Raw genomic sequence first — 17,435 nt, 5'->3', positions numbered from 1 at the left:
GCATGGTGTCCAAGTCTCAACGCCCGGTGGATCTGGCCCGGGAGCACGGGCTGTCCGCCCAGGCGATCCGCAACTACGAGGCGGACGGCGTGCTGCCGGCGGCGCCGCGGACCGCCAGCGGATACCGCGTCTACACGGAGCGGCATGCGGCGGCGCTGCGGGCGTTCCTCGCGCTGGTCCCGGCGTTCGGTCACGCGACCGCGCGCACGATCATGCGGGCGATCGTGCGCGGCGAGATCGACGCGGCGCTGCGCACCATCGATGCGGGCCATGCGCTGCTGCTCCGCGACCGGGAGACGCTGGACTCGGTGGAGATCGCCGTCCCCGTGGCGGCGGAGACGCCGCCGCCGGGCCGGGGGAACCTCCAGATCGGGGAGCTGGCGCACCGGATCGGCGTCACGCCCGCCACGCTGCGCACGTGGGAGGTCGCCGGCATCCTCACGCCGTCCCGGGACCGGACCGGCCAGCGCGTGTACGGCGCGGACGACGTCCGGGACGCCCAGCTCGCCCACCTGCTGCGCCGGGGCGGTTACCGGCTGGACCACATCGCCACGGTCGCGGCGCGGGTCCGCGCGTCCGGCGGCACGGAGGCGCTGGCCGACTCGCTGGCGCAGTGGCGGGAACGACTGACCGCGCGCGGCCGGGCCATGCTGACCGCGGCCGCGCGCGTCGACGAGCTGCTCAGTCGGTCACCCGCGGAAGGCTCTCCGCGGCCTTGAGCGCGGCCGCCGCGGACGAGTACGGGTTGTAGGTGTAGCTCCGCGCGAACGTGCCGGGAATCGTCCAGTACTCCGCGGACAGCTTCGCCGGGTCGGTCGCGATCTCGCCGCGGACCGGCACGTCGTCGCCGTCGTCCCAGCCCCACGGCGCGTTCGCCGAGTTGGTGCCGCAGCTGAACGTGCCGGAGCCGCAGCCGCCCGAGGTGTCACCCGCGAACGTGCCCAGGCTCGCGAAGAGGCTGGCGTTGGCGCGCTGCGCCCACAGCCCGCCGCCCGCGAAGATGTCGATCAGCCGGTACTTGACGTCCCGGTCGTCCGGCCCGCTCGGCGTCTCGCCGGTGGTGGACGGGTAGTAGACGATGCCGTCGCCGTTGATCTGGTACTGCGGGTACGCCTTCAGCCCGTGCCCCTGGGTCTCCTGCGCGGTGACCGGGTGCTGGAACGAGTCGTGCGGCGAGGACGCGAGCTGGAGCGTGCCGTCGCTGTTCTCCCGCCCGCCGGTCCAGGAGCTGCCGGCCGGCAGGTACGAGAAGAAGTCGCTGTGCGCCACCGTCACCGCGGAGCGCAGCACGCCGTAGTCGGTGCCGTTCTTCTCGATGGCGAGCATGACGCCCTCGCCGTCGTTCTCGTGCTCGGTCTCGAAGAACGGGTGGTCGACCCAGTCGCGCGGGTGGAAGAAGAGGTAGGTGATGAACCAGTGCGAGCTGGTCTCGGACACCGAGTAGTACGCGGCCGCGGAGAGGTCCGCGTTGCCGGCCCCGGTGTTGTCCCAGTTGTTGCGGCCGTTGAGGTCGCCGTCGAAGTCGACGCGGGTGATGTAGTCGGATTTGCCGCCCAGCGCGTGCCCACCGGTCTGGTCGACGTCCTGGTGGTGGATCGGCGCCCAGCGCAGCGCCAGCTCCGCCCGGCTCGGCGCGGCCGAGGCCGGTGCGACGGCCGCGAACACCGCGACCCCGGTGGTGATCAGTGCGGTGGCGATCGCCTTGGTAGGATTCATGGACGGGAATATAGATGCGCCAAATGATCACCCGAATGTCCCGGAAACGAACGATCGGTACGCCCGTGGTGTGGTTCCGGTGACGCACCCGAAGCCTCAGCCCCACTCCGAACGGCGCAGTCGCCACGGCGGCACGCCGGCGGTGGCCAGTCGCGCCGCGAGTTCCGGCGCCGGATCGTCGAAGAACACCGCCACCTGGTGCACGTCCGCGAGCGCACAGGTGGCCGCGAACGTACCCACGCCTATCGAATCGACGGACGCGACGCCGGCGAGATCGAGGATCAGGCGCAGTGGCCGGGTCCGGCGCACCGCGTGCACCAGCGCCCGCCGGAGGTGCACCGCGTTCTCCACGCCCACGTCGCCGCTGGCGCGGATGACCAGGCTGCCGTCAGCGCGCGTGGAGACGTCGAGCATCATGTCCCTGACTGCCTTCCGAGGAGACCATCGGGCGGACACGGTATGGCCCGCAGGTTAACGAATCCGCCCCCGGACGCCGTTAACCGTGTTGCGAGTCGGACACATTCGCCCCGGCCCCGCGTCTCCCCGATCAGCCGTGGCCGCGTCCGGCCACCTCGTCGACGTTCCACTCCGCGGGCAGGTCACCGTCGCACAGCGCGCAGGTGAAGTCGCCGTCGCGGACGATGTTGCGCTCACCGCAGGCCGGGCAGCGCCGAAAGACGATCTCGTGGGTGTAGCCACCGGGATGCCCGACCCCGAGCCGGTCGAGCGCGGCCCCCACCGCGGGCGACCCCACCGGCCGATTTCCGCCGCCGAGCCGACGTCCGATCACCCCGGAACCGGAACGAAAAGCGCCACTCCGGCCCTGGGCGGTGGCGCCCGGAGCCGGAGTGGCGAGGGTGGGGATGGATCAGGAGAAGGTCACGTCACTGCACCACATGTAGGCCTGGTCGAGGTGCGAGGCCTGCCAGATGACGAACACGATGTGGTGGCCGGTGTAGCCGGAGGTGGACACGTTGAAGCGGATGTCCTGGGCCGGCGCGTACCGTCCGGTCTGCGTGATGAAGTCGAGGTTGCCCCAGCCGAGGCGCTGGGTGGCCGGGTTGAACCCCTGCTTGCTCACGTAGACGCGGAAGTAGTCAGCGCCGTGACTCGCCTGGTCGTACAGGTGGACGGTGAAGTTGTTGCTGATCGGCGTGGTCTTCCACGCGCCCGGGGTGTCCAGGCTGCTGTTGCGGGAGAGGCCGTTGGAGCAGAGCTGGCCGTCCGGCGTGCGGGCCTGGAACTGGCCACCGAGGCCGTCCCGGAGCGCGCTCATCCAGTTCCACATGGTGTCCGGGTTCGCCTGGAACGCCTGGTAACACATGGGGTCCTGCTGCTGCATGGCCGGGTTGGTGTGGTTGCTGCCCCAGGCCTGCCAGCACTGGTACTGCCGGGTGGCCGGGCCGACGATGGTGCCGTGCGCCTGAGCGACACCGCTCCAGGGCAGCACGACCGCGACCAGGGTCAGCAACAGGACGAGCGCCCGGAGTGGGTGGCGGGCGGCTGACCGGGAGGACCCGGTCGTGGGTGAACTCATGGTGCATCCTCCGTTTCGGCGCGCATCATGGTTGGGAGCGCTTCCAGGAGCATTGCATCAAAGTTCATAAATATCAATATTGATCTATTTGACGCGGTTACGGCGCCAAAGAGGGAGGGACCGGGCCGCCGGCCCGATCCCTCCACGGTACGTCGGTCAGCCGAGCAGCGTCCGGATCTCCGCGGCCAGCGCGACGGAGGCCTCGATCTCGACCTTGCGGCTGGACACGCTCTCCACGTTGAAGCCGAACGGCAGGCCCAGGCGGCGGCAGAACGCGATGAGCTCGCGCGCATTGGCCACGCACTGCTCGTACGACTCGGTCAGCGGGTCCTGCGCGTGCCGCAGCGTGTTCTCCAGCCAGCGCGGCACGTCCACGCCGAGCCACTGGAGGAACTCCAGCGTCTTGACCGAGCCGCAGACCGAGAGCGTGAGGATCACCGGCCGGGGCGCCACGCCGCGCTCCCGGCACGCGTAGAAGTAGTCGCTGAGCATGCTCTTGGTGGCGCCGACGTCGTACACCACCTGGGAGATGAAGAACGCGACGCCGCGCTCCTGCTTGTCCAGCATGCGCAGGTGCTCGTCGCCGCGGCGGGTGTACCGCTCGGTGATGGTGACCGCGCCGAGCGACAACTCGTCGCGGATCTCCCGGCGCAGCGCGTGCGCCTGGCCCAGGTGCGTGTGCACCGGCTTGTCGCCGGAGGACGCGCCGACGAAGACGCTGAGCACCCGGTCGGTGTCGACGGCCCGCAGCCACTCCGCGAGGTCGGCCTCGGGGTACTTGCCGACGCACCGGTAGACGATCACGCAGCGCTCCCACGCGCCGAGGTGCGTGTCGTGGAACGCGGCCGGGTCCATGGTCGGCAGGTACGGGAACGGCCGCTGCTCCGGGTTGCGGTCGCTCTCGTCGTCGATGTCGTAGAGGATGAGCCCGTCCACGTCGACGGCGGCGAGCCGCTCCAGCGTGCGCTCGGCGATCTCCGCCACCTGCTCGGGTGCGGCGGAGCGGCGCGGCGGCGTGATGCCCACCAGCAGGGGCTCCCCGCCCGTCTCGATCATCTGGCGGAGGCTCGGCCGGGACGAGGTGTCGGACATAGCCGTCAACCCTACCGAGGGTGATCTGCTTCTGACCAACGTGTCCCACGGATCAGTCGAGCGCGGCCTCGGCCGCCTCCCGGGTGATCACGACGCTGGTCTCCGAGGTGGCGCTGTTGACCAGGATGCCGGCGCAGTCCGGGTCGCCGGCGGCCATCTCCAGCAGCACCGAGCCGGGTACGCCCACGGTGAAGTGCTGCCCGAACGTGCGCGCGTAGACCGGCGGGTCGGCGAACGTCAGGATGCGCGGCAGCCCGTCGCCGTGCGTGGTGCGGCCCACGCCGAACCCGGCGCCGGACCGGCCACCGGAGACCGGGCCGGCGCCGACCGCGCCCACGATCGAGTTACGGAACACGGCGACGAACCGCGCCCAGTTCTCATCCGTCCGATTTCCGGCATACGCGGCCAAGGCGTCGGACAGTGGCGAATCGCTCATGTCCACGGACTATAGGGCCTGCGACAACATCAATATTTGGCTATGGTCGGGGCCATGACTCACGTGCGTCCGTTCCTCGAAGTCGTGGTGCTGGACGCGGTGGCGGCGTCGCTGCGCGCCCGGGGACAGCGCGTGGTCCGGCTCGACGCCTCCGGCTGGACCGAGGACGGCGACTTCCACCGGGAGATAGCGGCGGCACTGGACTTCCCGGACCACTACGGCGGGACCCTCGACGCGCTGACCGACTGCCTGAACGACCTCGTCCGACAGGAGCGCGCCAAGGACGGGCTCGCCGTGGCCTTCGTCGGTTATGACGGGTTCGCCGAGGCCCGGCCGGCCACCGCCCGCGCCGCCCTGGAGATCATCGGAGAGTGGTGCGCGGCGGCCGCGCGGCACGGGCAGCACCTGTCCTGCCTGGTGCAGCCGCCTATCGACGCACCGGCGTGAGCCCTCGGTTCCACCACAGCGACAGCCCGGCCCCCGCGCCCACCAGCGCCGCCCCGGCCAGCAGGAACCAGAACGTGATCTCCACGTCCTCCCGCTGCAGCCCGATCTCCCGGGGCAGGTCGCCCAGCACGTCGGTGAGCTGCTCGGAGTCCTCCGCCTTGAAGTAGCGCCCACCGGTCAGGTCCGCGACCGCGGTCAGCGCCTCCTCGTCGATCTCCTGGATCCGCCGGCCGCCGCTGCCGCTGCCCCAGCCGGGGTCGCGCCCGCCCGGCCCGCGCCGCCCGCTGAACGCGTCCGTGCCGATCTGGTCCGGTGTGCACACCATCTGCGCCGGCTCGGTCGTACCGAAGCCGATCGTGAATATCCGCAGCCGGCGCGCGGCGGCCTGCTCGGCCGCGGTGACCGGGTCGACGCCGGTGCTGTTCGCGCCGTCGGTGAGCACCACGATCGTGTCCGGCTGGTACGCGCCGAGGTCGCCCGCCGGCGGGTCCCCCAGGTCGACGCCGGTGGCCGCCACGTTCGGGTTGATCTCCGCTATCGCGTCGATCGCGGTCAGGATGGCCTGGCCGATGGCGGTGCCGCGGGCGGTCTTGAGCCCGTCGATCGCGGCGAGCAGCGCCTCCTTGTCCTCGGTCGGCGCGACCAGCAGCCCGGAGATGCCGGAGAACGCGACCAGCCCGATCCGGGTGCCGTCGCGTTGCGCGCGGATGAACTCGCGCGCCGCGTCCGCCGCGACCGCCAGCCGGTTCGGCGCGATGTCCGTGGTGCACATCGAGCCGGACACGTCGATCGCCAGCAGGATCGCCGACTGGTTGGTCGGCACCGCGATCGACGCCTGCGGCCGGGTCAGGCCGCCGGCCAGCGCGGCCAGGCCGGCCAGGAACAGGATCACGGGTACCCGGCGGCGCCACGACGGCCGGGCGGGCAGCGCGGCCCGGATCAGCGCCACGCTGGAGACCCGGAGCGCGGCGCGTCTGCGGCGCCGGTTCAGCCACCAGCGGGCGAGCAGCAGCAGCGGCACGATCAGCAGCGCGAGGAAGCCCAGCGGCCAGCCGACGGACATCAGATGATCCTTCCGTGCCAGCGGGTGCTGAGCAGTGCCCCGGCGGCGAGCAGCAGCAGCGCGACCCCGGCGAACGGCGCGGTCAGCTCGACCGGCTCCTTCGTCGTGGTCAGCCGCAGGTCGATGCCGCCGGTGGTGTCCGCGAGCGCCTCCGCGTCCCCCGCGGTGTGGTAGGCGCCGCCGCTGACCTGCGCGATCGCGGTCAGCAGCGTCTCGTCCAGCACGGTGGTCAGCCGGTACCCGTCGACCTCCACGGTGGCGCCCTCGGGCGTGCCGACGCCGACGGTCTGGATGCGCACGCCCGCGGACGCGGCCAGGTTCGCGGCGGCCTCGACGTCCGGGCCACCGGTCTCCTCGCCGTCGGAGAAGACCACGATCGTGGCGGACGGCCAGTAGCCGAGGTCGGGCGCCGGCCCGCCGTCCGGCGGCAGCACGACCGGGCGGCCGGTGATCGCGCCGAGCGACACCATGATGGCCTGGCCGAGCGAGGTGCCGCCGCCGGCCCTGGCCCGGTCGATCGCGGCCACCGCCAGGTCGTGGTCGGCGGTCGGCGCCTGCGTGGTGAGCGCCTGGTCGCCGAAGACCACCACGCCCACGTCGACCGAGTCGGGCTGGCGGCGCACGAACTCGCCGGCCGCGGCCTGGGCGGCGCCGAGCCGGGTCGGGCTGACGTCGTCCGCGGCCATGCTGTTGGAGATGTCGAACGCGAGCACGACGGTGCCGGACACCCGCGGCACGGCCACCTCCGCCTGCGGCCGCGCGAGCCCGACCAGCATGATCGGCAGCGCGGCGAGCAGCAGCGCCCACGGCAGGTGGCGCCGGACGGCCGCGCGCCGGTCGCCCGGGGCGGACAGGCCCACAGAGACCAGCACGCGGGTACGGCGGCGGGCCAGCGTCACGTACGCCCAGATCGCCGCGCCGGTCAGCAGTGCCGCGACCGCGAGCACGGCCGGGTAGAGCACCGTCATCGGCGTACCCTCCCGGAGGTCCTGGTCATCGACAGCAGCGCGTCGAGCAGGTCCTGATCGGTGGTGATCCGGTGGGCGGCCACGCCGGCCCGGCGCATCGCGGTCGCCACGGCCGACTCGCGGCCGTCGACCTCCTCGGCGAGCCGGCGGCGCAGCAGCGGGTCGCTGGTGTCGACCAGCACCTGCTCGCCGGTCTCCGCGTCCTCGACCAGCACCAGACCCACGTCCGGCAGCGACAGCTCGGCCGGGTCGACCACGCGCACGACCACCACTTCGTGCCGGTGGGTGAGCATGGCCAGCGGCTTCTCCCAGCCGAGGTCGCCGATGAAGTCCGACACCACGAAGATCAGGCTGCGGCGCTGCCGCGTGGTGGCCGCGGCCAGCGCGAGCATCCCGGCCAGGTCCGTGGTCCGCCCGGCCGTCCCGGCGCGCGGCCTGATCAGCTCGCCGGCGATGCGGAGGATCTGGTCGCGCCCGCCGCGCGGCGGGATGACCCGCTGGTCGTCGTTGTCGTAGAGGATCGCGCCGACCCGGTTGCCGCCCTGCGACACCAGCCGCGCCAGGCTGACCGACAGCTCCGCCGCGACCGAGTCCTTGCCCTGCTCGGCCGGGCCGAACCGCATGGACGCGGACCGGTCCACGACCAGCCACGCGGTCAGCTCACGGTCCTCCGTGTACTGCCGGACGTACGGCTCGTCCAGGCGCGCGGTCACGTTCCAGTCGATGTGCCGGACGTCGTCCTCCGCGGTGTAGGCGCGCAGGTCGGTGAAGTCCAGCCCGGTGCCGTGCCACACCGTGCGGTAGGCGCCCTGGAGCCGCCCGTCGAGCCGGCGGCCGAGCCGCCACTCCAGGCGCCGCAGCAACCGGTCCGGTGCGGAGGCCATCTATCGTCCCCGGCCCGCCGGCTCGGGCACCGGCAGGTTGGCCAGGATCTTCTGCAGGATCAGGTCCGCGGTGACGTCGTCGGAGAGCGCCTCATAGGACAGGACGAGCCGATGCCGCAGCACGTCCGGAGCCAGATCCAGCAGATCCCCGGGTACGACGTAGTCGCGCCCGCGGACGAACGCCAGCGCCCGCCCGGCCAGCACCAGGCTGATCGAGCTGCGCGGCGAGGCGCCGTAGGTGACGTACCGGGCGAGGTCGTCCAGGCCGATCCGGCCCGGCTCGCGGGTGGCGTGCGCCAGGTTGACCGCGAACTCGATCAGCGACGGGTCCACGTAGACCCGGTCGGCCCGCTCCTGGAGCCCGACCAGCGTCTCCGGGTCGATGATCCGCTGGATGACCGCGGCCGGGGACAGCGCCCGCTCGACGATCACGAACTCCTCGGTCACGCTCGGGTAGCCGACCAGCACCTTCATCATGAACCGGTCGGTCTGCGCCTCGGGCAGCGGATACGTACCCTCGCTCTCGATCGGGTTCTGGGTGGCCATCACCAGGAACGGGTTCGGCACCCGGTGCGTCTCGCGGCCGATGGTGACCTGCCGTTCCTGCATGACCTCCAGCAGCGCGCTCTGCACCTTCGCCGGCGCGCGGTTGATCTCGTCGGCGAGCAGCAGGTTGGTGAACACCGGGCCGAGCGACACCTGGAACTCGCCGGTCGGCTGGTGGTAGACGCGGGTGCCGAGGATGTCCGCCGGCACCAGGTCCGGCGTGAACTGCACCCGGTGGAACGCGCCGCCGATCGCCTCCGCGAGGGACTTCACCGCGAGCGTCTTGGCCAGGCCGGGCACGCCCTCGACCAGGATGTGGCCGCGCGCGAGCAGCGCCACGACCAGCCGTTCGAGCAGCGGGTCCTGGCCCACGATGGTCTTCTTGACCTCGTAGAGCACCTGCTCGATCGGTCCGGCGTCCGGCATGTGGTCTCTCCTCACGCTCACAGGGGCGGTGCCTGGCCGTCGCCCTCGACGGCGCCGAGCGCGGCCCCGATCGGGACCGCGAAGCCGATGCCGATGAAGGTGTCCGCGTCGGTCGGGTTGGCCAGCGCCACCACGATGCCCACCACCTCCGCCCGGTCGTTGATCAGCGGCCCGCCCGAGCTGCCCGGGTTGACCGCCGCGTCGAACTGGATGAGTCCCGCCATGTCCGGATCGTTCCCACGATCGAGCGTCCGCTCGAGACCGGAGACGACGCCGCTGGTGGTGGACGCGGTCAGCCCGAGCGGGTTGCCGATCGCCACCACCGGGTCGCCGACGCCCGCCGCGCCGCCGAGCGTGGCCGGGACCAGCGTCTCCGGCAGCCGCTCCGGCGTCAGCACCGCGATGTCCATGGCCGGGTCCGCCCGCGCCACCGACGCACCGGCCTCGCTGCCGTCCGCGTAGGTGACCGTGATCGTCCCGGCGCCGTCGACCACATGGTGTGCCGTCAGGATGGTGCCGTCCGCGTTCGCCAGCACGCCGGTCCCGGTCGACCGTCCCGCGGTTATCCGGACCACGGACGGCAGCACCGCCCCGTAGATCTCCGGCACACCGAGCGGCCCCTCGGACGCGCTCGGCGACGGCGACGGCGCCACCGGCGCGGCCTCCGGCTCGCCGCGCGTCCCCTGCAGCACCACCAGCCCGGTGATCACCACCGCCCAGGCCGCGAGCGCGAGAATCAGCACCCGGCGCCGGTCGAGCCGCGGCCACCGGGCCCGCCCCGCCGGCGCACCGGCCTCCGCGGGCGGCGCCTCACCGCCCCCGGTCTCACGCAGCACGGTCATCACCACCGGCGCCCGACGGTCGGTCTGCATCCACCGACTGTAGGAGCCTCACCCGGCCCTCCGCCAGGCAAGTTGCATACGCTACGTAGCGGAACCCGGTGAACGGCCCGGGACTCGTACCGAGGTTCACCCGAAATCGGGCGGGCGGGGGGTCAGCAGGCCGCGGTGGAAGGCCTCGGTGACGGCGGCGGCGCGGTCGTTGACGCCGAGCTTCGTGTAGATGTTGAGCGTGTGGGACTTGACCGTGGCCTCGGTCAGGAAGAGCTGGGCGGCGATCTCGCGATTGGTGGCGCCGGCCGCGACCAGCGCCAGCACCTCGATCTCCCGGGCGCTGAGCGGGCTCGGCGGCGGCTTGCGGACCCGGTCCATCAGCCGCGCGGTAACGGACGGGGCGAGGACGGCCTCGCCGCGCGCGGCGGCGCGGACCGCGCGGGTCAGGTCCTCTCGGGAGGCGTCCTTGAGCAGGTAGCCGACGGCGCCCGCCTCGATCGCGGGGAGCACGTGGTGGTCGGTGTCGTACGTGGTCAGCACCAGCACGCGGACCTCGCCGGCCAGCTCGCGGGTGGCGGTCAGACCGTCGGTGCCGGGCATGCGCAGGTCCATCAGGACCACGTCGGGCCGCAGCGCGCGGGCCAGCCGGACCGCCTCGGCGCCGTCCGCGGCCTCGCCGAGCACGGTGAAGCCGGGGTCGCCGTCGAAGAGGCTGACCAGGCCGTCGCGCACGATCGGGTGGTCGTCCACGATCAGCAGCCGGATCGGGGTCACGGCGGGTCTCCCTTCACGGGCACGCGGGCGGAGATGCCGGTGCCCGCGCCCGGCTCGGACTCGATGCGCAGCGTGCCGGACAGATCCTCCATCCGCTGCCGCATCCCGATCAACCCGAAACCGCCGCCGGAATCCGCGCCGGAGTCGCCGCGGGCCGGGAAGCCGCGGCCGTCGTCGCGGATGTCCAGCGCGGCCTCGGTGTCCAGGAAGGACAGCGTCACGCCGACGCGGGTCGCGTGCGCGTGCCGGGCCACGTTGGTCAGCGCCTCCTGGGCCACGCGCAGCAGCGCGTCCTCCGCCTCCGGCGGGATCGGCAGCGGCGTGCCGGTGGTGCTGACCCGGACCGGGACGCCGTGCAGCGCGGACCAGCGCGCGGCGACCGCGTCCAGTGCCTCGACCAGCCGCGCGGCGCGCAGCGGCTCCGGGCGCAGCGCGTGCACGGAGCGCCGTGCCTCGGTCAGGCTCTCGGCGGCCAGCGCGGTCGCGGCGTCGACGTGCCGCCGCCAGCGTGCCGGGTCGCCGGCCACGTGCGAGGCCGCGCGCAGCTGGCTGATGATGCCGGTCAGGCCCTGGGCGAGCGTGTCGTGGATCTCCCGGGCCATGCGCTGCCGCTCGTCGCGGACCGCCGCGTCCCGGGCCTGGGCGAGCAACCGCTCTTGCAGCGCCGCGTTCTCGGCCAGCGACGCGGCCAGGCGGCGGTTCGCCTCCTCCGCCTCGGCCAGCGCGCGCTCGCGGTCCCGCTCGTGCTCGGTGGCGCGCCGGACGAAGAACGCGAACGCGCACATGGGTACGACGTTGCCCGCCACCACCGCGGCGGACAGCAGCGTGCCGTCCACGTTGGACGCCTGCGCGGCGCCGGCGATCACCGCCACCGCGCCCACGCCGACGGGCTGCCACGGCCACGGCAGCAGCCGGAACGTGTACACGTAGGAGACCGGGGTGAACAGGCCGAACCACGGCGTGGCCAGCACCAGCAGCGCGTTCAGCGCGATCAGGCCGACCACGAGCGCGCTGCCGCGCCACCACGGCTGGAGCATCCACGCGGCGGTCAGCGCGCACAGCGCCAGCGCGACCGGCGAGTGCACCTGGACGGCCGCGAGCACGGCGAGCAGCGCGTACGGCCACCACCTCATGGCGGTCAATCTATAGCGGCTCGACGGACAGCCCGTGCCGGAACACGTTCGCCGGGTCGTACCGCGACTTCACCCGCCGCAGCCGTGGGTAGTTCGCGCCGTAGAACGCCGTGCGCGGCAGGTCCGTGTCCGGATAGTTGATGTAGGAGCCGTCCGCGGGCACGTCGCCGAACACGTCCCGGTAGATGTCGCGTACCCAGGCGATCATCGCGTCGTCGTGCGCCTCCTCGCGCCAGACCGACTGGCAGATCGCCTTCATCACGGCCGACCGCTGCGCGATCGCGGTGGCGTCCGGCGCGACCGCGTTGGCCTGCCCGCCGTACCCGATGAGCAGGGTGCCGCCGCCGTAGGCGCCGGTCAGGTGGCGCCAGATCGCGGCCAGCTGCGCCTCGGTGTAGCCGCGCCGCAGGTACGCGGCCTTGATCTTGTAGCGGCGGACCAGCACGTCGCCCGGCTCGCCGCTGCCCGGCCAGGTCATCCGGTGCAGCCACGGGATGCTGGTGCGCAGGTCCAGCACGGGGGTGAGCCCGGTGCCCGCGGTCACCGCGCTCACGAGGCCGTCGACCAGCGCGCCCGCGTCCGGCAGGTCCGCGTCGATCTGCGCGACCAGCATGACCGTGCCGGCGCTGCGGTGCGCGACGTCGAGAATCCCGTAGACGCCGCACTCCGGGGTGCCGGGCGCGCTGTGCCGCTCGTGCCAGGTGCCGAAGTTGCGGACCAGGCCGGTCAGCGCGGCCTCGGTCATCCCCTCCCAGGACCAGACGATCACGTGTTGCAGCATCGTGCGCGGCACCGGCGGCAGGTCGCGGAGCAGATACTTCGTGACCACGCCGAAGCTGCCGCCGCCGGCGCCGGTGTGCGCCCACCACAGGTCGCGGTGCGGATCGCCCGGCTCGCGGGTGGCGACGATCGCGCGGGCGCCTCGCGCGGCGTCCGGCACCACCACCTCCACGCCGTAGAGGTGGTCGACGACCGAGCCGTAGCGGCGGGACAGCGGGCCGTACCCGCCGCCCGCGACGTGGCCGCCGGCGCCGACCTCGGGACAGCTGCCGCCCGGGACGGTCACGCCGGACCGGGTGAACAGCGCGCGGTAGACCTCGCCGAGCGTGGCGCCGGGCTCGACCACGTGCGCGCGCCGGTCCGCGTCCCAGCCGACCGCGTTCATCGGCTTGAGGTCGAGCAGCATGCGTACGGCCGGGTCGGCGGTGAAGTCCTCGAAGCAGTGCCCGCCGCTGCGCGGGGCGATGCGCCGGCCGGTCCGGACCGCGTCCGAGACCGCGCGCACCACGTCCGCGGTGGACGACGCGATCCGGATCTCGTCCGGCGCACCGGTGAAGCGCCAGTTGTTGCCGCGCAGCAGGCCGTCGTAGCGGCGGTCACCGGGACGGATGACCACCGGCGCGGGCGATGCGGGCGGTGCGGCCACGGCCGCGGTCGCGGGGAGCGCGGCGGCGGGCGCACCGGCCGCGGCGGCGAGCAGGGTACGGCGGCTGAGTTCTGTCATGCCGTCAGCGTGCCGAAACCGGCCCCGCGTCCACATCGTCCGCCGGCGGGGAGCGGCGGTGGATTCCGCCGCTCCACCGAACGGTCAGATCAGTCCACCCATGCCCGGGTCGCTGATGCTGGGCCTGCCGTTCTCCACGTGGCCGGCGTAGCGCAGCTCGGTCTCCACGGCCGTGACGGTCAGGTCGTACCAGCCCTTGGTCCGGCCCAGCGACCAGCGCTCGGCGCGGGTCTCGCGCGGCTTCAGCGTCAGCGTGCGGGCCCGGCTCTTGTAGCGGTCGGCCACGCGCACCTCGGCGCGCTGCGCGGACCGGTTGGTGATCTCCAGGATCACCTCCAGCCGGTGCTCGTCGTAGCGGGCGCGCACGTCGATCGGCGTGCGCCCGCCCACCGCGAAGCGCCGGTAGAAGCCGTTCGGCCCGTGCACCTCCGCGGACCGGTGACCGGCCAGCGACTCGGTGATCTCCGAGCCGTTGCCCACCGTGTACGACCGCGGGTCGTGGTCCGGCGAGCGGACGGCGAACACGGCCGCGGCACCGCCGTCGCTGCGCAGCCGCAGGTCGGAGCCGCGCAGGTCCGCGTAGAGCCGGTACGGCAGCGGGCGGGCCGGGCGCACGCCCCGCTCCTGCGCGGGCAGCCGGGGGTCGGCGGGCGGGACCGGCACCTCGTCCGGGTGCCGGGTCAGCTCCTCCGGCTTGTACGAGTCGGTGTCCGGCAGCCGCACGTGCGCGGAGTCGTTCGGCGTGCGGAAGTCGAACGCCTCGGTCAGGTCGCCGGTGATCGCCCGCCGCCACGGCGTGATGTTCGGCTCCCGAATGCCGAAGCGCGCCTCCAGGAAGCGGATCAGCGACGTGTGGTCGGCCAGCCGCGAGTCGACCCAGCCGCCGCGCGTCCACGGCGACACGACCACCATGGGTACCCGCACGCCCAGCCCGTACGGCCCGGGGACCAGGCCGGAGTCGCCCGGGAAGAGTTCGTTGGTGATCGGCACGGTGGAGCCGCCCTGCGCCGGGGTGCGCGGCGGCGTCGGCGGCACGAGGTGGTCGAAGAAGCCGCCCTCCTCGTCGTACGTGATGAACAGCGCCATCCGGCTCCACACCTCGGGGTGCGCGGCCAGGATGTCGATGACCTTGGACATGTACCAGGCGCCGTAGCCGGGCTCCCAGTTCGGGTGCTCGGTGTACGCCTCCGGCGCCACGATCCAGGACACCTGCGGCAGCCGCCCGGCCGCCACGTCCGCCGCGAAGTCGGTGAGCAGCTTCTCCGGGTCGCGCCCCTCGTCCACGATGGACGTGCCGGTGCGGGCCAGGTCGTACAGGTGGTCGCCGGGCGCCGCGTTCCGGTACCGGTTGAAGTACAGCAGCGAGTTGTCGCCGTAGTTGCCGATGTACGGATCCTGCGTCCATCCCCACGAGCCGGCCGCGTCCAGGCCGGTGCCGGTGTCCTGGTAGATCCGCCACGACACGCCGGCCTCGGAGAGCCGCTCCGGGTAGGTCGTCCAGTCGTAGCCGAGCTCCGCGTTGGTCACCACCGGGCCGCCGCCCCGGCCGTCGTTGCCGACCCAGCCGGACCACATGTGGTAGCGGTTCGGGTCGGTCGGGCCCATCAGCGAGCAGTGGTAGTTGTCCAGCACCGTGAACGCGTCCGCCAGCGCGAACTGGTAGGGCAGGTCACCGCGCACGTGGTGGGTCATCGTGGTGATGCCCTTGTTCGGCACCCACGCGTCGTACCGGCCCTCGTTCCACGCGGCGTGCCCGTCGTTCCACCCGTGCGGCGGGTCCGGCAGGAACATCCGGCCCACGTCCGGCACCTCCGGGCGGAACGGCAGCAGCACGTCGTCGCCGTGCGGCTGGCGCCAGACCGGGTCGCCGTTGCGCAGCCGCGCCGGGTGCGGGTCGGCGAAGCCGCGGACGCCGCGCAGCGCGCCGTAGTAGTGGTCGAACGACCGGTTCTCCTGCATCAGGAAAATCACGTGTTCGACGTCGCGGATGCTGCCGTGCCGACTGTCGGGTGCGATGCGTACGGCGCGCTCCAGGCCTCCGGGCAGCGCGGCGCCGACCGCGGGCGCGCCCATCATCGTGAGGAAGCTACGCCGATCGACGGTGCTCATGACGACCCACGCTAGGGACGGAACCTTGCGCCGAGATGACCGGCGGCCGAAACCTCGCCGCCGCGGCGCGGTCCGGCGAGCAGAAAGATCGCGCGCCGTTGAACGCAGCGGGCGCGTACGGACGTACCTAGGACCGGGTAGGTCCGACGGCCCGTCCGGGTCCCGCTGCGAAGGAAACCACCGTTGTCGCTCATCACGCGCTTGCGCCGCGCACCAGACCTGGACGCCCTGGCCCCGGACACCCGGGCCCCGGACACGCCGGCTGCGGAGACGCCCGCGGTCGCCGATGATCAGGTGGTACGACGACGGCTGCGCACCGTCGGCGGATGGGCGCTGACGCTGGCCGCGGCCGCGCTCGTGCTGGGCGCGCTGCTCTCCCCCAACCAGGTGAGCAGCCTCGGCCCGGCCGCGTTCCTGCGGCTGCCGCTGGAGGCGCTGATCGCGGTCGCGGTGCTGCGACTGCTGCCGCGCCGGCCGCGGACCGTGCTCGCGGCCGTGCTCGGCGTGCTGCTCGGCGTGCTGCTGATCGTGAAGCTCGTCGACATGGGCTTCTACCAGACGCTGTCCCGGTCGTTCGACCTCGTGCTGGACTGGCCGTTCTTCGGCGACGCCTACAACTTCGTCAAGGGCAACGCGGGTACGGCCGCGGCCTGGGGCGCCATCGCCGGCGTGCTGCTGCTCGCGGTCGCGGTGCTGGCCGCGATGGCCGCGTCGATGATCCGGCTGACCGGGTTCGTGGTGCGGCACGACAGGGCCTCCGTGCGTACCGTGGCGGTGTTGACCGTGATCTGGGTCCTGATCGCCGGCACCGGACTGCGCGCGGACCCGGGCGGCCCGGTCGCCGCGTGGAGCACCGCGCGGATGGCCGCGGACAAGGTGCGGCAGGTCAACGAGGGACTGGCCGACTCGCGCGAGTTCGCGGAGCTGGCCGCGAACGACGCGTTCCGGGACGTGCCGCCGGAGCAGCTGCTGACCGGGCTGCGCGGCAAGGACGTGTTCGTCACGTTCATCGAGAGCTACGGGCGGACCGCGGTCGAGGGGTACGACTACACCGCCGCGGTGACGGCCGCGCTCGACGCCGGCCAGGAGCGGCTGTCCGCGCAGGGCTTCGACGCGCGCAGCGGCTGGCTCACCTCGCCGACCGCCGGCGGCGGAAGCTGGCTGGCGCACTCCACGTTCCAGTCCGGGCTGTGGATCGAGAACCAGGAGCGGTACCGGAACCTGGTCAGCACCGAGCACACCACGCTGACCGGCGCGTTCCAGCGCGCCGACTGGCGCACCGTCGGCGTCATGCCCGCGCTCACCTACGCCTGGCCCGAGCAGCACTTCTACGGCTTCGACCAGGTCTACGACTCGGAGACCATCGGGTACGAGGGCGAGCACTTCACCTGGGTGGTGGTGCCGGACCAGTTCTCCTACTCGGTGCTCCAGCGCCGTGAGCTCGGCGACGCGCGCCGGGGCGGCCCGGTGATGGCCGAGATCGACACGCTGTCCAGCCACACGCCGTGGACGAAGCTGCCGACGATGGTCGACTGGGACGCGGTCGGCGACGGCACCATCTTCACGCCGCAGGCCCGGGCCGGCGTGCCCACGCGCGAGCTGTGGAGCAACTCCGACCGGGTGCGGGCCGCGTACCGGCAGTCGATCGAGTACTCGATCGAGGCGCTCACGTCCTGGATCTCCACCTACGGCGACGAGAACACGGTTCTGGTCTTCCTCGGCGACCACCAGCCCGCGCCGATCATCACCGGCGAGAACGCGACCCGCGACGTGCCGATCACGGTGGTGGCCAAGGACCCAGCCGTGCTGGACCGGATCTCCTCGTGGGGCTGGACGCCCGGCCTCACGCCGGCGCCGGACGCGCCGGTGTGGCGGATGGACGCGTTCCGGGACCGGTTCCTGACCGCGTTCAGCGACCTTCAGTGAGCCTCGTCATAGATATACGACAATACAAATAACCACTTGGA

Annotated in this window: 18 protein-coding genes; 3 read left to right on the top strand and 15 right to left on the bottom strand. The window is 72.8% G+C overall.

Annotation, left to right across the window (positions count from 1 at the left end; genetic code table 11):
• Window positions 1–2: 2 nt before the first annotated feature.
• Window positions 3–719 (top strand): TioE family transcriptional regulator, encoded by a 717-nt coding sequence (locus J2S41_RS07990; protein WP_310364973.1) that lies wholly within the window; start codon window positions 3–5, stop codon window positions 717–719.
• On the opposite strand, the gene J2S41_RS07985 is transcribed toward J2S41_RS07990, so the two are convergent.
• The 6 genes from J2S41_RS07985 to J2S41_RS07960 all read right to left on the bottom strand — a co-directional run bounded on the left by J2S41_RS07985 (window position 682) and on the right by J2S41_RS07960 (window position 4,781).
• Window positions 682–1,716, bottom strand: a complete 1,035-nt coding sequence (locus J2S41_RS07985; RefSeq protein ID WP_310364971.1) for a hypothetical protein — start codon at window positions 1,714–1,716, stop codon at window positions 682–684. The genes J2S41_RS07990 and J2S41_RS07985 overlap by 38 nt on opposite strands.
• 96 nt (window positions 1,717–1,812) lie before the next feature.
• The gene (locus J2S41_RS07980) at window positions 1,813–2,133 is read right to left on the bottom strand and encodes an STAS domain-containing protein (RefSeq protein WP_310364969.1); all 321 of its coding nucleotides are present in this window, start codon (window positions 2,131–2,133) and stop codon (window positions 1,813–1,815) included.
• Window positions 2,134–2,263: 130 nt separating this feature from the next.
• The gene (locus J2S41_RS07975; RefSeq protein ID WP_310364966.1) at window positions 2,264–2,506 is read right to left on the bottom strand and encodes a TFIIB-type zinc ribbon-containing protein; all 243 of its coding nucleotides are present in this window, start codon (window positions 2,504–2,506) and stop codon (window positions 2,264–2,266) included.
• 78 nt (window positions 2,507–2,584) lie between these two features.
• Window positions 2,585–3,253 carry a lytic polysaccharide monooxygenase auxiliary activity family 9 protein gene (locus J2S41_RS07970; protein WP_310364963.1) on the bottom strand — a complete coding sequence of 223 codons (669 nt, stop codon included), beginning with the start codon at window positions 3,251–3,253 and terminating at the stop codon, window positions 2,585–2,587.
• A 156-nt stretch (window positions 3,254–3,409) separates the two neighbouring features.
• Complete coding sequence (locus J2S41_RS07965; RefSeq protein ID WP_310364961.1) at window positions 3,410–4,345, bottom strand: 5,10-methylenetetrahydrofolate reductase; 936 nt, start codon at window positions 4,343–4,345, stop codon at window positions 3,410–3,412.
• A gap of 52 nt (window positions 4,346–4,397) precedes the next feature.
• Window positions 4,398–4,781 (bottom strand): SseB family protein, encoded by a 384-nt coding sequence (locus J2S41_RS07960; RefSeq protein WP_310364957.1) that lies wholly within the window; start codon window positions 4,779–4,781, stop codon window positions 4,398–4,400.
• 54 nt (window positions 4,782–4,835) lie between these two features.
• Between J2S41_RS07960 and J2S41_RS07955 the strand changes: the two genes are divergently transcribed.
• The gene (locus J2S41_RS07955) at window positions 4,836–5,228 is read left to right on the top strand and encodes a barstar family protein (RefSeq protein ID WP_310364954.1); all 393 of its coding nucleotides are present in this window, start codon (window positions 4,836–4,838) and stop codon (window positions 5,226–5,228) included.
• On the opposite strand, the gene J2S41_RS07950 is transcribed toward J2S41_RS07955, so the two are convergent.
• The 9 genes from J2S41_RS07950 to J2S41_RS07910 all read right to left on the bottom strand — a co-directional run bounded on the left by J2S41_RS07950 (window position 5,209) and on the right by J2S41_RS07910 (window position 15,468).
• A complete protein-coding gene (locus tag J2S41_RS07950; protein WP_310364951.1) occupies window positions 5,209–6,291 on the bottom strand; it encodes a VWA domain-containing protein in 1,083 nt (360 codons plus the stop codon). The two genes, J2S41_RS07955 and J2S41_RS07950, sit on opposite strands and share 20 nt — an antisense overlap.
• Complete coding sequence (locus J2S41_RS07945) at window positions 6,291–7,259, bottom strand: VWA domain-containing protein (protein WP_310364949.1); 969 nt, start codon at window positions 7,257–7,259, stop codon at window positions 6,291–6,293. The genes J2S41_RS07950 and J2S41_RS07945 overlap by 1 nt, the downstream gene beginning before the upstream one ends.
• Entirely contained in the window at window positions 7,256–8,143 is an 888-nt protein-coding gene (locus J2S41_RS07940) for a DUF58 domain-containing protein (protein ID WP_310364948.1), read from the bottom strand. Before J2S41_RS07940 ends, J2S41_RS07945 begins: the two co-directional genes overlap by 4 nt.
• A complete protein-coding gene (locus J2S41_RS07935) occupies window positions 8,144–9,115 on the bottom strand; it encodes an AAA family ATPase (RefSeq protein ID WP_310364946.1) in 972 nt (323 codons plus the stop codon).
• A gap of 17 nt (window positions 9,116–9,132) precedes the next feature.
• Window positions 9,133–9,987, bottom strand: a complete 855-nt coding sequence (locus tag J2S41_RS07930; RefSeq protein ID WP_310364943.1) for a S1C family serine protease — start codon at window positions 9,985–9,987, stop codon at window positions 9,133–9,135.
• A 96-nt stretch (window positions 9,988–10,083) separates the two neighbouring features.
• Complete coding sequence (locus J2S41_RS07925) at window positions 10,084–10,722, bottom strand: response regulator (RefSeq protein ID WP_310364941.1); 639 nt, start codon at window positions 10,720–10,722, stop codon at window positions 10,084–10,086.
• A complete protein-coding gene (locus J2S41_RS07920; RefSeq protein ID WP_310364938.1) occupies window positions 10,719–11,855 on the bottom strand; it encodes a sensor histidine kinase in 1,137 nt (378 codons plus the stop codon). The genes J2S41_RS07925 and J2S41_RS07920 overlap by 4 nt, the downstream gene beginning before the upstream one ends.
• Window positions 11,856–11,865: 10 nt before the next feature.
• The gene (locus J2S41_RS07915) at window positions 11,866–13,359 is read right to left on the bottom strand and encodes an FAD-binding oxidoreductase (protein WP_310364936.1); all 1,494 of its coding nucleotides are present in this window, start codon (window positions 13,357–13,359) and stop codon (window positions 11,866–11,868) included.
• Window positions 13,360–13,443: 84 nt separating this feature from the next.
• Window positions 13,444–15,468 (bottom strand): phosphocholine-specific phospholipase C, encoded by a 2,025-nt coding sequence (locus J2S41_RS07910; RefSeq protein ID WP_310364934.1) that lies wholly within the window; start codon window positions 15,466–15,468, stop codon window positions 13,444–13,446.
• Between the two features lie 201 nt (window positions 15,469–15,669).
• Here J2S41_RS07910 and J2S41_RS07905 point away from each other — a divergent pair, with 201 nt between their 5' ends.
• The gene (locus J2S41_RS07905; protein WP_310364929.1) at window positions 15,670–17,394 is read left to right on the top strand and encodes a sulfatase-like hydrolase/transferase; all 1,725 of its coding nucleotides are present in this window, start codon (window positions 15,670–15,672) and stop codon (window positions 17,392–17,394) included.
• Window positions 17,395–17,435 lie beyond the last annotated feature (41 nt).

It is taken from the genome of Catenuloplanes atrovinosus (genome assembly GCF_031458235.1).
In the GTDB taxonomy this organism is placed as follows: domain Bacteria; phylum Actinomycetota; class Actinomycetes; order Mycobacteriales; family Micromonosporaceae; genus Catenuloplanes; species Catenuloplanes atrovinosus.
The sequence above is the reverse complement of the archived record's forward strand: the minus strand, read 5'-3'. Positions and strand labels throughout refer to the sequence as shown.

Coding starts and splice junctions, on each gene's coding strand:
- J2S41_RS07990 (WP_310364973.1), top strand. CDS start 3: ATGGTGTCCAAGTCTCAACGCCCGGTGGATCTGGCCCGGGAGCACGGG.
- J2S41_RS07985 (WP_310364971.1), bottom strand. CDS start 1,716: ATGAATCCTACCAAGGCGATCGCCACCGCACTGATCACCACCGGGGTC.
- J2S41_RS07980 (WP_310364969.1), bottom strand. CDS start 2,133: ATGATGCTCGACGTCTCCACGCGCGCTGACGGCAGCCTGGTCATCCGC.
- J2S41_RS07970 (WP_310364963.1), bottom strand. CDS start 3,253: ATGAGTTCACCCACGACCGGGTCCTCCCGGTCAGCCGCCCGCCACCCA.
- J2S41_RS07965 (WP_310364961.1), bottom strand. CDS start 4,345: ATGTCCGACACCTCGTCCCGGCCGAGCCTCCGCCAGATGATCGAGACG.
- J2S41_RS07960 (WP_310364957.1), bottom strand. CDS start 4,781: ATGAGCGATTCGCCACTGTCCGACGCCTTGGCCGCGTATGCCGGAAAT.
- J2S41_RS07955 (WP_310364954.1), top strand. CDS start 4,836: ATGACTCACGTGCGTCCGTTCCTCGAAGTCGTGGTGCTGGACGCGGTG.
- J2S41_RS07950 (WP_310364951.1), bottom strand. CDS start 6,291: ATGTCCGTCGGCTGGCCGCTGGGCTTCCTCGCGCTGCTGATCGTGCCG.
- J2S41_RS07945 (WP_310364949.1), bottom strand. CDS start 7,259: ATGACGGTGCTCTACCCGGCCGTGCTCGCGGTCGCGGCACTGCTGACC.
- J2S41_RS07940 (WP_310364948.1), bottom strand. CDS start 8,143: ATGGCCTCCGCACCGGACCGGTTGCTGCGGCGCCTGGAGTGGCGGCTC.
- J2S41_RS07935 (WP_310364946.1), bottom strand. CDS start 9,115: ATGCCGGACGCCGGACCGATCGAGCAGGTGCTCTACGAGGTCAAGAAG.
- J2S41_RS07930 (WP_310364943.1), bottom strand. CDS start 9,987: ATGCAGACCGACCGTCGGGCGCCGGTGGTGATGACCGTGCTGCGTGAG.
- J2S41_RS07920 (WP_310364938.1), bottom strand. CDS start 11,855: ATGAGGTGGTGGCCGTACGCGCTGCTCGCCGTGCTCGCGGCCGTCCAG.
- J2S41_RS07915 (WP_310364936.1), bottom strand. CDS start 13,359: ATGACAGAACTCAGCCGCCGTACCCTGCTCGCCGCCGCGGCCGGTGCG.
- J2S41_RS07910 (WP_310364934.1), bottom strand. CDS start 15,468: ATGAGCACCGTCGATCGGCGTAGCTTCCTCACGATGATGGGCGCGCCC.